This is a genomic window from Marinomonas rhizomae (assembly GCF_003315485.1).
GTDB classification, from domain to species: Bacteria; Pseudomonadota; Gammaproteobacteria; order Pseudomonadales; family Marinomonadaceae; genus Marinomonas; species Marinomonas rhizomae.
On the sequence record NZ_QNSE01000005.1, the window covers coordinates 158,176 to 172,661 of the forward strand.

The 14,486-nt window shown below is 41.6% G+C and carries 16 protein-coding genes and 1 pseudogene; 8 read left to right on the plus strand and 9 right to left on the minus strand.

The window, feature by feature from the left end; translation table 11 throughout:
• The first annotated feature begins 52 nt into the window (after positions 1–52).
• A complete protein-coding gene (locus DFP80_RS07540) occupies positions 53–2,023 on the plus strand; it encodes an alpha-amylase family protein (protein WP_241560238.1) in 1,971 nt (656 codons plus the stop codon).
• A gap of 90 nt (positions 2,024–2,113) precedes the next feature.
• Here the strand turns inward: DFP80_RS07540 and DFP80_RS07545 are convergent, their stop codons facing one another.
• The 7 genes and pseudogenes from DFP80_RS07545 to prlC form a co-directional block, all read right to left on the minus strand.
• Positions 2,114–2,929 carry a DUF3037 domain-containing protein gene (locus DFP80_RS07545; protein WP_113916194.1) on the minus strand — a complete coding sequence of 272 codons (816 nt, stop codon included), beginning with the start codon at positions 2,927–2,929 and terminating at the stop codon, positions 2,114–2,116.
• A pseudogene (locus DFP80_RS20985) lies at positions 2,926–3,636 on the minus strand (HipA family kinase). Before DFP80_RS20985 ends, DFP80_RS07545 begins: the two are co-directional and overlap by 4 nt.
• A gap of 34 nt (positions 3,637–3,670) precedes the next feature.
• Positions 3,671–3,931: a YheV family putative zinc ribbon protein gene (locus DFP80_RS07560; RefSeq protein WP_113916197.1), complete on the minus strand. Its 261-nt coding sequence runs from the start codon at positions 3,929–3,931 to the stop codon at positions 3,671–3,673.
• 13 nt (positions 3,932–3,944) lie between these two features.
• Positions 3,945–4,685, minus strand: coding sequence for an HIRAN domain-containing protein (locus tag DFP80_RS07565; protein ID WP_113916198.1), 741 nt, complete (start codon positions 4,683–4,685; stop codon positions 3,945–3,947).
• Positions 4,678–5,136: a HipA domain-containing protein gene (locus tag DFP80_RS20805; protein WP_206610588.1), complete on the minus strand. Its 459-nt coding sequence runs from the start codon at positions 5,134–5,136 to the stop codon at positions 4,678–4,680. The genes DFP80_RS07565 and DFP80_RS20805 overlap by 8 nt, the downstream gene beginning before the upstream one ends.
• Positions 5,136–5,624 (minus strand): hypothetical protein, encoded by a 489-nt coding sequence (locus tag DFP80_RS20810; RefSeq protein ID WP_206610587.1) that lies wholly within the window; start codon positions 5,622–5,624, stop codon positions 5,136–5,138. The genes DFP80_RS20805 and DFP80_RS20810 overlap by 1 nt, the downstream gene beginning before the upstream one ends.
• Before the next feature lie 37 nt (positions 5,625–5,661).
• Positions 5,662–7,692, minus strand: coding sequence for an oligopeptidase A (prlC, locus tag DFP80_RS07575; RefSeq protein ID WP_113916199.1), 2,031 nt, complete (start codon positions 7,690–7,692; stop codon positions 5,662–5,664).
• A gap of 167 nt (positions 7,693–7,859) precedes the next feature.
• Here prlC and DFP80_RS07580 point away from each other — a divergent pair, with 167 nt between their 5' ends.
• From DFP80_RS07580 to DFP80_RS07610, 7 genes are all read left to right on the plus strand, one after another.
• A complete protein-coding gene (locus DFP80_RS07580; RefSeq protein WP_113916200.1) occupies positions 7,860–8,417 on the plus strand; it encodes a gamma carbonic anhydrase family protein in 558 nt (185 codons plus the stop codon).
• 118 nt (positions 8,418–8,535) lie between these two features.
• Positions 8,536–9,165 carry an RNA polymerase factor sigma-70 gene (locus tag DFP80_RS07585; RefSeq protein ID WP_113916201.1) on the plus strand — a complete coding sequence of 210 codons (630 nt, stop codon included), beginning with the start codon at positions 8,536–8,538 and terminating at the stop codon, positions 9,163–9,165.
• Position 9,166: 1 nt separating this feature from the next.
• Positions 9,167–9,358, plus strand: a complete 192-nt coding sequence (locus tag DFP80_RS07590; protein WP_113916202.1) for a zf-HC2 domain-containing protein — start codon at positions 9,167–9,169, stop codon at positions 9,356–9,358.
• Between the two features lie 103 nt (positions 9,359–9,461).
• The gene (locus tag DFP80_RS07595; protein ID WP_113916203.1) at positions 9,462–9,737 is read left to right on the plus strand and encodes a BufA1 family periplasmic bufferin-type metallophore; all 276 of its coding nucleotides are present in this window, start codon (positions 9,462–9,464) and stop codon (positions 9,735–9,737) included.
• Between the two features lie 12 nt (positions 9,738–9,749).
• Positions 9,750–10,637 (plus strand): MNIO family bufferin maturase, encoded by an 888-nt coding sequence (gene bufB / locus DFP80_RS07600; protein ID WP_113916204.1) that lies wholly within the window; start codon positions 9,750–9,752, stop codon positions 10,635–10,637.
• Positions 10,630–11,385 carry an HvfC/BufC N-terminal domain-containing protein gene (locus DFP80_RS07605; RefSeq protein ID WP_158601359.1) on the plus strand — a complete coding sequence of 252 codons (756 nt, stop codon included), beginning with the start codon at positions 10,630–10,632 and terminating at the stop codon, positions 11,383–11,385. Before bufB ends, DFP80_RS07605 begins: the two co-directional genes overlap by 8 nt.
• 27 nt (positions 11,386–11,412) lie before the next feature.
• The gene (locus DFP80_RS07610; protein ID WP_206610586.1) at positions 11,413–11,886 is read left to right on the plus strand and encodes a DoxX family protein; all 474 of its coding nucleotides are present in this window, start codon (positions 11,413–11,415) and stop codon (positions 11,884–11,886) included.
• A 5-nt stretch (positions 11,887–11,891) separates the two neighbouring features.
• Here DFP80_RS07610 and DFP80_RS07615 read toward each other — a convergent pair whose 3' ends face one another.
• Together DFP80_RS07615 and DFP80_RS07620 are read right to left on the minus strand one after the other, a co-directional pair.
• A complete protein-coding gene (locus tag DFP80_RS07615; RefSeq protein ID WP_113916206.1) occupies positions 11,892–13,523 on the minus strand; it encodes a methyl-accepting chemotaxis protein in 1,632 nt (543 codons plus the stop codon).
• Positions 13,524–13,853: 330 nt separating this feature from the next.
• Positions 13,854–14,444 carry a biliverdin-producing heme oxygenase gene (locus tag DFP80_RS07620; RefSeq protein ID WP_113916207.1) on the minus strand — a complete coding sequence of 197 codons (591 nt, stop codon included), beginning with the start codon at positions 14,442–14,444 and terminating at the stop codon, positions 13,854–13,856.
• Positions 14,445–14,486: the final 42 nt, after the last annotated feature.

Below are 14,486 nucleotides of genomic sequence, written 5' to 3' on the forward strand. Positions count from 1 at the left end.
GCCTGCTTTCCAACCAAATTTTTAGCCTAACGCTCTAGACTAGGTAACCATAATGATAACTCGTCGTTTTTCACGAGTACGTCCTACAAGGCAAAATATGGTCATGAATTTCGCTTTTGAAGCACAAAGAACACAACAACGCTTGTTAGCCGAATTAGATTTTAGCCAACTAACTTCTCAGCAAAAAACGATCTTTGTTAAGCGCTTAGAAAAAGGTTTTGCATCACTCTTCAAACAGCTTCTCCCGCTTTATGGACACTGCTTTGATCTGCATTACCACCTTAAGGTGTTACTGCAATCCTTTATCGATTTTCATAAGAAGAAACGCCCAGCCCAAATCAAAGATAAAGCTGAGTATTGGTTCGAATCTAATCAAAATGTCGGCATTGCTGTGTACGTTGATTTACTGGCTGACGATCTAAGCTCGCTGATCGGAAAAGTTCCGTATTTTGAGTCATTAGGCGTTAACTATGTTCATCTAATGCCTCTTTATCTAGCGCCGGAAGGCAATAGCGATGGCGGTTACGCGATTTCAGATTACCGCACCGTGTCACCTAGTTTGGGCACCAACAAAGACTTAAAAGACCTTGCTTCTGCGCTACACAAAAAAGGCATCCGCATGGTGTTGGATTTTGTCTTTAATCACACATCAGACGAGCATCGTTGGGCAGAAGCTGCCAAATCAGGTGACCAAGAGTTCCAAGACTACTACCACTTCATGGGCGAGCAAGACGCCATGGAATACAACCAAACGGTGCGTGAAATATTTCCGCAAATCCGTCGCGGTAGCTTCACTTATTCACCCGAATTAGACTGCCATGTATGGACCACCTTTAATTCATTCCAGTGGGATCTGAATTATTCTAATCCAGCGGTTTTTGTCGCTGTCGTGGAAGAAATGTTACACCTTATTTTAAATGGTTGTGATGTTTTACGTTTGGACGCTCTCGCGTTTGTTTGGAAAGAAAAAGGCACTGTGTGTGAGAACTTACCTAAGGCTCACAATTTAATCAAAGCATTCAAAGCCTGCTTAGACATAGCTGCACCGCAAGTGGTTTTTAAATCCGAAGCCATTGTTCACCCTGATGAAGTGAATAAATACATTGGCGCTGATGAATGTACACTCTCTTATAACCCTCTCATGATGGCCTTGCTGTGGGAAAGTTTAGCCACACGCCAAACTAATTTATTATACCAATCACTAGAACGTAGCTTTAAGATTCCAGAGCACACTACTTGGGTCAACTACATACGTTGTCACGACGACATTGGCTGGCTATGGGACGATGCTGTTTCTGATCGTCTCAGCATGAATGGATATGACCACCGTCATTTCTTGAATCAGTTTTATACCGGACAATTCGATGGCTCTTTTGCCGCAGGCGTTCCGTTCCAAGAAAACCCAGTCAATGGCGATTGCCGAGTATGCGGCACATTAGCGTCTCTTGCGGGTGTCGAGAATGCAATACAAGCTAATGATCCAATTTTGCTCGATCATGCCATCAAACGGATTCGCCTATTAAACGGCATCAACTTCGCCATGCCCGGCATCCCCTTATTGTATCAAGGCGATGACCTTGGCGTACTCAACAACAATGATTACCTAAGCGATCCGACGAAAGCAAAAGATAGCCGCTGGGTGCATCGTAAGAAGTTCACCAAGGATGATTTCGCTCTTGCTGCCGACATTGAAACGCCGCAGGGAAGAATCGCTCAGCTGATCCGAGAGATGATTCAAATCCGCAAAGCCAATCCGGTTTTTGCTGCGCAAGAATTTGAATTAATTTCCTTAGGTAGCCAACACCTATTTGCTTTCAAACGACAAATGGACGACAAAACTCTATTAGTCATCGCTAACATGAGCGAACACCTAGTGCCGCTGGGACATCTTCCACTAGGTAAATCACTAAGCGAACTCATAGGGCAAGGCACAGCAGTAAACTTACTCAACAAAGAATTAGTAGATCTACCCGCATTAAGCCTTATCGAACCGTTAGATATTTTTTGGTTAACAAAAGCGTAAAATTTCGTTCATTATTTAATGAAATTGGAGGAATAAAAAAACGGATCGATTGTAAAGTCGATCCGTTTTTTTATATTCAATTACGTCTGGTCAATGCTTGGCAAATTTCTCAATAGCAGATTTATTATGAATATCAACTAATTCACCAAAATGATTCAACTCACTTTTAACAATAGACCAAGCCTCCTCGGCTTCTTTAGTCCTATTTTCATTCAAAGAAAACGGAAGAAGAACCCTCTTGGGAAGCAAATCTAAGCTAGCCATACGATTTAAACGAACTTCATTGTTACCTACTACTTCGAAAATTTCTTTTGCAGTAAGTTTGTCTTTTATTTCAATAGGCTGTATCAACTTCAACGGTTCACCTTGCTCACTTAACTGAGTAAAGTCATAGGTTACTTCGAAGACGCTTTTTGAAAACTTATGTCGTCTAAAAGGGTATTCAAGACACAGAGAATCAAGTTGAGACCTTAAGATACCACCTAATTTTAGCCTGTTTTTGACCTGAGAGGCTGAGCTATGACTGACCATACGAGCAAATACACTATTAAGTGTTCCGTCAATTGAATCCGTTATAAGGGTTCGAACCTCGCTGAAACGCAACAAAGTTGCACGAGGTTTAACCAAAAAGTCAAAGGCCTCTTCTGCACTCATGTGATGATGAGCGACTTGTTCTTGAACAAAAGCCAATTCTTTCTGATAAGAGGTCATTGCAAATTTGAACACTTGCCTATCATCAATATGAAAAAATTTTGATACCCTAGCACCAATATCTGCAGTATCTAACTTGAATACGAAGGAGTTATGGCTTTTTGAATAAAGAAGTACACCCACATTAGCAAACTCACCAGTTTCACTATAGGGAGCAAAGCGTAGAACAACGTATTTACAAGCATATTTTTTCATACAAAAAACCAAAAATCATCGTCAGTATAACGGCTTAAAGTGCTCTCAATTGCAACAAGATCAACATCTGCTTTAAGTGTATTTACAGGTGAATCACTATACTGCCATTCTTCTGGCATAGAACCAATGATGTTATTTAAATTAAGTAAAATATCTTCCATATGTCTATTCAACTCGGCTCTAAACGCCAAATCGTTGAGCAGCTTTTTGTTAATCTGATCATAAAATAGATGACTAAAAACATCATCTCTAGTGTATTTTTTATCAAAAGCACAATTATGATCGATAACCCGAATACGCCTATCACTAACTAAAAGGTTCGTGTTATCACTGTTTCTATCAGCATTTTTCACCCAATAATCAAAAAGGAAAATTTTTAGTTTTTCATCTTCAGTGACGATGTTTTTCATCGTTTTAGGCTCAAACCACTGCGCTAATTAAATCTTCTTCGAACCAAAAATAGGACCGCACCCTAAGTCAAACCGAGTATCAAAATCTAACTCAAGGTATAGCTCTTCAGGTATTTCGAGCAGCTCATAATCAGCAATTGGCAGGCCAAATGCCTTTGCTAAATTAGCACATATCCACTCATTCACTTGACTCGAGCGAGGCAAGCCTTTAACGATAAAAGAATTTCCACTCTCATCAAGGCACTCATATGGATTGCTATAACCTTGATCTACTCTCCCAATAACTTCCACTATCATTTTCACAAAGAGGTCCCTCAAATTTGTAATTATTCTAGTGTTTGGTCGAACCCGGATTCGGTATAAAATTAATCACCATTTCTTCTGCTTGAGGTGAGCTGCTGTGAGGCGTATTCACTCGTGTTGGAATCTCAGTAGGCTGCGCCTGCACAATGGTCGATTGCTCATCCGTGTAACCACAAGCAATGCACTCACGATATTGCTTTTCTGCGTCATCGTCGCGCCATGCACGAATTTTATCCATCTCACTACAACGAGGGCACACCGCCCCTGCGATAAAGCGTTTTACTGTCATAATTTCAATTACCTTAGTCGGTTAATGGCTGATATTCTTGACCAGCCATAAAGCTATGCTGTAATTCTGTAGGTAAGCTTCCTTGTACTCTACAAAGCAATTTATAACTCTCAGGCGCTTCATTAGAAATTAGCTCCACACTAAAGCACATAGTATTCTGATTTTCAGTCAAAATAGAGAATAATTCTAACGACAAATACCTAGGAATATACCCTAAGAGTTCTGGCGGATTTTGCGTACGAAGAAGAACCGCATTATTATCAAACTCATTCTGAATATCTAAGCATGCATATAGAACGTCTCCTGACTTAAGAGAATCAATTCGTTTTTGTGCGCTCTCTGGCAAATATCGGACACCATGAACAAAAAACACATGTTCAAATTCACCACCCTCCCCAAGCTCAATTTTAGGAAAAAGCTGTAAATTATCCGTGCCTCGAACGCCACCAGATCTGGTGAGCACGTCCATACTATTTGCTGTTTCATGATTTAAGCCCAACCACGAAATAAACTTAGGAAACTCCGGACGTTTGGAAGATAACAAACGATTTTGGAAAACAGGAAACAATCCTGAAGATCTATACTCCTTGGTTAAATTCTCCATTCCACTAAAAGGAACAAAGTTATTTGTCGCTCTGCTTCCTTGTGTATATCTAAAGGAATACTGCTCTTTTTCATACTCTAAAACGCCAATCACATGCCAATCTCTTGAGTCTGGGTCTTGCCAAGTTAAGAATGCAGTTTGTTTATTCATAATATTTTAATAACCTTTTTCGATTTTCAATAACCACCTTGTAGGCAAAATCTCTACCAATATCTGATATCAGATCAGGTGGTATTCGATCGAACACTCTCTTAATGTGTACTTCTGTGAGCAAGTCTAACGTTGATAGCCAGTGCTTCTTTGCTGCTGGATATTTCTGCACTGCGTGAATAAAAGCATCAACCGTTTTCATTGGTTTTTTGTCTGTTTTAAGTTTATATAACTGCGATTGCGCTTTTTGCACAAACTGCTCTATAGATCGATTTTTATCTTTGGTTGTCAATCTTTCATTACGCTCTTTATCTAATAACTCTCTACCCATACTTGCAGCATGATCATAAGTTGGGCAGAGTCTAAAAGTAGCTTTTCCTTCTTGAGATTCAACTATCACAGCCCAATTTTCATGATGCCGATCTTGATTACTTATTAATGCATCTAACATCAAATAACCACAAAAACTTCCGCCGCACCTAAACCATGCAAATCGAAATCTGACTTTGGCGGTAAAACCGCAGATAACTCAAGAAAAGCGAGCACTCTAGTAACTGTATGGCTGGTCACTTTTTGTTTATTGTCATAAAAATCAACAGGACGAGGGTATTCATCAGGATCATCTCTATGAAGCAGCTCATTTCCCATCACTAAGTGTTCATTTTTATCAACAATATTAGGAGAAGTAACTCCGTACCTACCATTATGAATCGCAATATCGTAGTTGACATGAGGCAACCCCAATAATAAACATAACTGCTCGGCACACTTTTCAGACCAATGCTCTCCAGTATTCGGTCGAGAATATTTAAATAATGTACGTTGGTTATTTTTCGAAAGTAAATCTCGGAACCAAAACTTCTCTTTGGTTCCGAGTTGCTCTAAAAAATCGGCATTTTCAGTTAACGTTTGGACAATATATAAGTCTTCAACTTCCATGTATCCAGCCTCATCCAATTATTAGTTACATTATGTTTTATGCCGCGATGCCGCTGTGTCTCAATAAGGCATCGGTGCTTGGTTCACGACCACGGAATTCAGCGAATAATTCCGCTGCTGGGCGAGAACCACCGTTGGCCAATATGGTATCACGGAAGCGTACGCCGGTATCTTTATTGAAGATGCCGTCCTCTTCGAATTTAGAGAACGCATCGGCTGACAAGACTTCCGCCCATTTATAGCTGTAGTAACCGGCTGCGTAACCACCCGCAAAAATATGCGAGAAGCTATTTTGGAAGCGGTTAAAGTTAGGAGGCGTGGTAACAGCCACTTTGCTACGAACATCATCAAGCACCGATTGAACAGAAATGCCTTTTTGGTATTCCATGTGCAAACGGAAGTCGAACAAGGAAAATTCCAACTGACGCATCATCTGCATGCCAGATTGGAAGTTTTTAGCTGCTAACATTTTGTCTAACAAGTCTTGTGGCAATGCTTCGCCCGTTTCGTAATGACCGGCAATATGAGCCAACGCTTCTGGTTCGTAACACCAGTTTTCCATAAATTGGCTTGGCAATTCGACAGCATCCCATGCCACACCGTTAATACCGGATACGGATGAAACGTCCACTTGGGTCAACATGTGATGCAGACCATGACCAAATTCATGGAACAAGGTGGTGACTTCGTCATGCGTCAACAAGGCAGGTTTGTCGCCAATTGGTGGTGTAAAGTTACACACAAGATACGCAATCGGTAGCTGTAAACGGTCGTCATTCAAACGACGACGAGTACGACAAGAATCCATCCATGCGCCACCGCGTTTTGCTTCGCGAGCATAAGGATCTAGATAGAAGCGAGAAACGTCTTCGCCGTCTTTGCTGATGGTGAAAAGTTGCAAGTCTTTGTTATAGCTATCAAATTCTTTTTCTTCGCGAATATCTACGCCAAATAAGGTTTGTGCCACGTGAAACAATCCTGATAAAACCTTGTTCATTGGGAAGTAAGGACGCAGTTCTTCTTGGGAGATATTGTACTTATGCTGACGCAATTTTTCTGCGTAGTAGGTCATATCCCACGCATTCAATTTTTCCACGCCGTTTTCGTCTTTCGCAAACGCTGTTAGTTGTGCAAGATCTTGTTCTGCCGAGCTTTTTGATTTTTTGGCGAGATCTTCCAAAAAGTCGATAACTTGCTGGCCATTGTCCGCCATCTTAGTCGCAACAGACAATTCAGCGTAATTATCAAAACCAAGAATGTGGGCCATCTCATGACGCAATGCCAAAATCTCGTCGATCAAAGGCGCATTATTGAATGTGATGTCGCCACCTTGATCTGACGCGCGAGTCGCAAAAGCGCGATACATTTCTTCGCGCAGCTCTGCATTATCGGCGTAACTCATCACTGGAATGTAAGATGGGAAATCTAAAGTAAACAACCAGCCGTCTTTTTCTTTGACTTCGGCCATTTGTTTGGCTTGTGCCAACGCAGACTCAGGCAAGCCAGACAGTTCACTTTTGTCAGTAATTAACTTGCTCCAGGCTTGTGTCGCGTCTAATACGTTTTCACCAAACTGGCTACCCAACTCAGACAAACGCTGACTGATTTCGCCATAACGCTTTTTAGCTTCCCCTTCTAAGCCAACGCCGGACAATTCGAAGTCTCGGATGGTTTGCTTCAAGGCTTCGCTTTGTGGTTGCGTTAGTGTTTTTGCAGCATCGCTTTCAGCAAGATTTTTGTAGGCTTGGTACAAGGCTTTGTTTTGCCCAAGATCCGTATAAAACTGGGTCAATTTCGGCAAGCAAGCATTATAAGCCGCCCGCAGTTCTGGTGTGTTTTTAACTGAATTCAAATGGCCTATTGGTGACCAAAAATTGTTGAGGTCATCGTGCAGTTGATCCAAAGGCAATACGAGGCTTTGCCATGTTGGATTAGTGTTTTCACTCACACAGGCGTCAATGGCTTCTTGGTTGTGCTTTAACAGCTTTTCTAGATCTGTTTCGATGCTTGCAACATCGACGTCGGTGAAGTTCGGTAAGCTGGTCGCGTCCCATACAGACTGTGACATATCATGATATCCTTTTATATTAATTGAACGCTGTAATGCATTGGTCAATACTATGCTTACTAAGATAGGTTGTCTTAACACTTTTTCAATGCATAAAAGCCTATTGTGTTAATAGTTCCTTCATTTAATAACACATTCTATTCACAAGCCCTTATAAGAGAGGATTTATGACGATGAAATCTTTCCGTGGTAAAACACCACAACTTGGCAATCGTGTTTGGGTCGATGATAGTGCTGTCATTATTGGTGATGTCACCATTGGTGAAGACAGCTCCGTTTGGCCTTTAGTCGCGATTCGTGGCGACATGCATCGTATTACGATTGGCGCTAGAACCAGTGTCCAAGACAACTCCTGCTTACATATCACTCACGCCAGCACCTACAAACCTGAAGGTTATCCGTTATCAATCGGTGATGATGTCACGGTTGGGCACATGGCGATGTTACACGGCTGTACGGTTGGCAACCGAGTATTAGTTGGCATGGGGACGACTATTCTTGATGGCGCAGTGATTGAAGATGAGGTCATCATTGGTGCCGGTTCGTTGGTACCACCTGGTAAGCGTCTAGAAACAGGCTTTATGTATATGGGCTCTCCGGTGAAACAAATCCGTCCTCTCAATGATAAAGAGATCGAATACTTTCAGTATGCCGGACTGAACTACGTCAAACTGAAAGATGAGTACTTAGCAGAAGCACAGGCCCAAAAAGCAACGTCGCTATAGGCAAAAGTCAAAAAAGCAGCAAAAACAGATAAGAAAGGATTTGCGAAAATAACATGCCCGTACTGTAATAAATATTAACCCCACATCGTCTAACTATTACGCACACCTAGAGGCTTAAATGATACATGCGAATGTTTCTGTTGAAGTAGATCAGTCTGCAGCAAAGAATATCTTTCAAGATGCTGTTTTTATTGAAGAATTACGTACACAAATGTTCAAATTCGCTAAGCTTCAAGTGCGAGACAATCAATTAGCAGAAGACGCAGTACAAGAAGCTATGTTCTCTGCGTATCAAAATATTGAGCGTTTTGCACGACAGGCGGCATTTAAAACTTGGGTATTTTCCATTTTAAAGAACAAGATCATCGACTTATTACGCAAGGAAAAACGACATACCTCAGCAAGCCAACTCGAAGATGGACCAAACCTAAGCGGTGAGGCATTACTAGAGCACTTATTCGAAGAAAATGGTCACTGGCAAAAGGATGAGCGCCCAAAGAAATGGGACCAACCAGATCATGGCGTTGAAAATGAGCACTTTTGGCGTATTTTCGATGCATGTTTAGATGCTTTGCCAGCAAAATACGGTCGATTATTTATGATGCGTGAGTTTCTTGAGATGGATACTCCTGAAATATGTCATAACGAAGAGGTGTCGGTAAGCAGTCTAAATGTCACTTTATATCGTGCGCGTCTACGCTTACGAGAATGTTTAGAAGATCACTGGTTTCAAAAGGAGAAGTCGTAAAATGATAAAATGCAAACACGCGACCCAGATGCTTTCGGAGAAGCTCGATCGGCCTTTATCCACCAAAGAAAAAATGGCGCTTGCCATGCATACTGCGATTTGTGGACCTTGCCGTCAGTTTGGTAAACAAATGGAGACGATTCGAGAATTATCCAAGTCATATGCCCAAGCAAAAGAACCGGAAGAAAAATAAATTTTTATTTTTGTGTAATAAATTTTATCGCTATAACGTCAAAGAACAGTAACCAATTAAGATATTTCTGTCTTTCCCTTTTATGTTGAATGAGGATTTACCCATGAAAAATACTAAAACATCTTTATCTCTTGCTCTTGGTACTGCTATTGCTCTTACTGCTGTTGCAGCTCCAGCTGAAGCGGCCAGTAAAGAAAAATGCTACGGGGTTGCATTGGCGGGTCAAAATGATTGTGCAGCAGGCCCAGGTACTTCTTGTGCGGGCACATCTAAAACAGATTATCAGTCAAACGCTTGGAAATTAGTGCCTGCTGGAACTTGTACCGACCTAGAGTCTAAAACATCGTCTACTGGCCACGGCCAATTAAAAGCCTTCTAAGACGAATAACCTATGTCATCTCAGTCAATTCAAAGCCAAGGCGCTTCTGCGCCTTCGAGCTTTATCATAAAAACAGGCATTAGCCTTAAGCCTTCCTATTACCACGAAGTTCTCGATACTCGCCCTAACCTCGGCTTCTTTGAAGTTCACGCCGAAAATTACCTGAGCCAAGGCGGTCCTGCACGTCATTACTTGCAAAAAATTCGTGAATTATATGCCTGCACAATCCACGGGGTCGGGCTATCTATTGGTGGAGAAATGCCACTAAATAAACAACACTTACATCGTGTTACTCAGCTTGTGAATGACATACAACCAGAGTTTTTTTCCGAACACCTTGCATGGTCAACACATGGCAACACCTTCTTAAATGATTTATTGCCAGTCGCTTACAACAAAGTATCGTTGAATCGAGTTTGTGACCATATTGATCAACTTCAAACGGCACTCAAACGTCGTATATTGATCGAAAATCCATCGACCTATTTCGAATACAAGCACTGTGACCGCAGTGAAACCGACTTCATTCGTGAAATGGTCCATCGCACAGGCTGTGGTCTACTACTGGATGTAAATAATGTCGAAGTATCTTGCTTCAACCACCAAACAGACCCATACGTCTACATCAATGAATTTCCAAGCAATGCTGTCGGGCAAATTCATCTTGCTGGACACACGATAGATAACAACCCGATCGTTCCGCTAAAAATAGACAGTCACGACGAACCAGTCTCTCCAGGCGTATGGGATTTATATCGACATACCTTGGCTACTATTGGCGATCGTCCAACATTAATTGAGCGAGATGGCAATCTACCTGCGTTAACAGAGTTATTGGCTGAAGCTCTACACGCTGACACGATAAGAGCTGCGGTTAAACAGGGAAATGAAGATGAATAAATCTTTTAAATCTGCCTTATTTAATCAAAATAATGACTTTTACGAAGCAATGAAAGGCGACTCAGACAGCGAAAAAGAAGCGCGTTTTAACGTATATCGCAACAATGTTTTTGTATCATTAATAGATTCTCTAGCCGATATTTTCCCTGTAACACAAACTATTGTTGGTGAAGATTTTTTCCGTGCTATGGCGCGTGAGTTTATCCAACTTAATCCCCCTATATCACCGATAATCAGTGATTATGGTGACAACTTCACCGACTTTATTCGTCATTTTGAACCAGCGAAAAGCGTGTCATTTTTAGGTGATCTTGCTGCTCTTGAGTTTAGTCTTTTGACGCTTACTAATGCTCAAGAGAACAAAACGCTTGAACGCGAAGACGTTGTAGCGGCATTTAATAACATATCCGATCCAGCCAACTTATACCTTACCTTATCGCCAACAACACAAATTCTTGTTGCGCCATTTGCAATTGGGTCAATTTACCTAGCTCATAAAAATAGCAAAAGTTGTTCGTTAACTGATATAAGGATAGAGGAAAGCGAGCTCTTACTTCTGTCAAAGTCTCATTTGTTCGCTGAAGTGCATATTGTTAGTCGCGCAGATGCCGTTTTCATCAAGCATCTTATGCAAGGTAAAGCATTTGGTGAAGCAATACCTGACGATAATGATTTTGATCCCGGCTCCAGTTTGGCAAAACTCATTGATTGGAGGCTTCTCACGAAAATCTCTGAAGCTGGCGCCTAAAAGAAAACCAATAATAAGGGGCAACCTATGATGTCTGCTATGCTACAAACGACTGAGAATATATTTAAAAAAATACCCGAATCCTTAATTTTATTCGTGGCACGTTTTTCTATTGCTGCGGTGTTTTGGAAAGCTGGGCAAACAAAAATAGAAGGCTTTTCGTTGGATATTATCGCAATGAAAATGCAGCTAGGCTGGCCACATTTAAAAGAGTCTACCCTGTTTCTGTTTGAGTATGAATATAATCTGCCATTGTTATCACCAGTCATTGCGGCAACTTTAGCCACTTTGGCAGAACATATTTTGCCTATTTTAATTTTGAGTGGATTTTTGACACGCTTTGCCGCGCTTGGTTTAGCGGGAATGACTTTAGTGATTCAGCTTTTTGTCTACCCAGATGCTTACCCAACCCACGCCACATGGCTAACGATAGCCTTGTTAATAATGTGGCGTGGTGCAGGTGCTTTTTCTTTAGATCGTTTGATATTTAAACGTGAATAAACTTCTTACTTAGCCGGCAAGATAAACGTCGACGTCGCTTCGTCTGTTTGCTCTGCAGCACCAGATAAAGCGTCAGTGAGTTTACTCAAACGTTTTGATGTTTGCTCATTGCTGACTGTGACTTCCACAATACGCGTGACATGCTCAGCAATATCATTCGCTTCCCTTGCCTGTTGTTGAGCTAATTGCGACAAATCATCGAGACTTTCTAATGACTTGGCAGCATCTGCTTCTAACTGGCTAAGAGGCGCGACAACATCTTCGATTTGCGCGACACCATGACGCATTTTTTCTTGACCTTGCACCATTTCATTAGAAATTTGCATCGACAAACTACTAATAGTGGTAATCACTTTATCAATGGAAGCCGTCACTTCCGCTGTGTTCGTTGCCAAATTCCGAACTTCATCGGCAACTACGGCGAAACCTCGACCACTCTCTCCGGCACGAGCGGCTTCGATAGATGCATTCAGTGCTAAAAGATTCGTCTGTTCTGCAACATTACGAATGCTGTTCACAAATTCAGTTACCGTCATGGCACTTTGATTTAACTCAGCAACCGCTTGGGACGTTTCTTCTATATAAGCCGCCACAGCGGTAATGTCCGTTGCTGCTGAAGTAATCACTTTTTTACCGTGTTTGGCCAAACCATGCGCATCTTCGGCTTGATTACGCGATACGCTGACGTGATCTGCCATAACATTCGCAGCATTAGACAATTCACTAACAGAACCTTGAATGTCACTCGCCATAACCGCTTGAGCATTAGAGCCGTGGTTAACATCCGCCACATTAGTACGAATCTCCTCCACCGCGCTCACCACTGTTTTAGCGCTTCTATCAATTTTCATGACAACATCAGCTAAACTGATTTGCATACGCTTAACACTCTCGAGTAACTGGCCAATCTCGCCCTTCTGCTCAGAGGTAATGTTTTGAGAAAGGTCACCATGAGCAAATTTGTCTAACAGGGCAATCACATAATTCAGTGGATTAACAATGCTGCGAGAGATCAAAACCGACATTACCAAACCAATTAGAACCGCGAGAAGACCAACACCTACCGTTAACCAAATGGCTAATTCAGATTCAGACAAGACTTTCTGCTGACGCTGTTGCATCAGATCACGTTGGTATTCAGACAACGCAGACGTCTGTTTTAAAAACGTTTGTAATTCATTACGAGTAGTACCAGCCATCAATTTTTTAGCTTCTTCAAGTTCACCGAACTCTAACGCCTCGACGGTTGCCTGAAGAGCTTCCTGATAGACCTTACGTTGTTTTTTTAACCCTTCAATACTGCCCTTATCTTTTGGGGTGTGTACCAACAGAGCCATTTTCTCAAGACTGCTGTCTAGATTTCTATTGCGTTCATCAATTTCTTTATAAATTGCTACCCGAGCATCTCGCTCTTCCAGAACGAACAGTAATAACAAACGACTTGCCAAGCTTTCCGCATTCACATTCAGTTCACCAGTCAGCTCCACCAAAGCAGCATTCTCATCAACGATACTGCGGATGTTACCGGACAAAAGCTGAAAACGACTGACGGATAACACAACCACCAAGACCAATAATGCCAATAACACTAAATAGCTCGCTCTTAGACGAGCACGAATACTAGTAACCCCCCGCATAGAAAACCCTCTTTTATAAATAATATGGATCTGACAATAGCACTATCCTAGACGTTGGATAACATCAATTTATTACAGATCATAAGATTTATCACGAAAACAGACATTTAGTTGAGTAAAAGGCTCTTTCATACCTCAAGGAACTCGAATGTTTTCAAAGAAATTCAAATAAAAGCAATGTAGACCATTCTGTAGCTAAGCCAATATGGTAGGGATAAGAAGAGGAGAGGCCTAAGGTAAAGTAAGTCTTATTAAACATAGAAAGGACAGATAATGTTATCTGCCCTTAGTGGTAGTAGCCGCCATAATACTTATGTTTCAGCACTGGCTTTAAGAGTTCAAGTTCGATAATGTCTTCTTATAAAATGCAAAAGCATCCATTGCCCCTTTAACCGCCTGTGCTTCTTGCTCTTCCGTTAGCGACAACGCATCTAATTGAGCTACAAACTTACGCCAGTGTGGCGCTCGCCCTTCTGGGTGAGCAGCTAAATGCCTAGCACCATGCTCTGCATCAAACTTCAGCTTCTGTGTTTCTTTATATAAAAACGCCGCTCCGATATTGGAGCCTTCACTACAGTAGAGCCAACCAATGGCTTGATACAAATTGGTCGGCGTTGCTAATAGAGACGCATCAACATCTGCCTTTAAGCCCAAATCATTCAGATCCGATTCAACCGCTGACAATCGAGGCAGATCAGCCAAACCAGGAAACAAGGCCTGTAGATCAGCATTTTGGTATAAGGGAGCAACAGACAAGTGAAAAATATGCTGTAAACGCAAAAACTTTATATAGTTTTCTTCGTTTGCAAATGGCTCTGAGTTCATTACCAATGAGTCGACACTATCGTGGTTGGTGCGCGTTGAATACTTCAGTCTTTTGGCAAAGGTAAGCGTTTCCGTTTTTTCTTGTGTGGTTTCCATGTGATACCTCATTCATGTTTAAACGTCTCCAAATAATAAAAA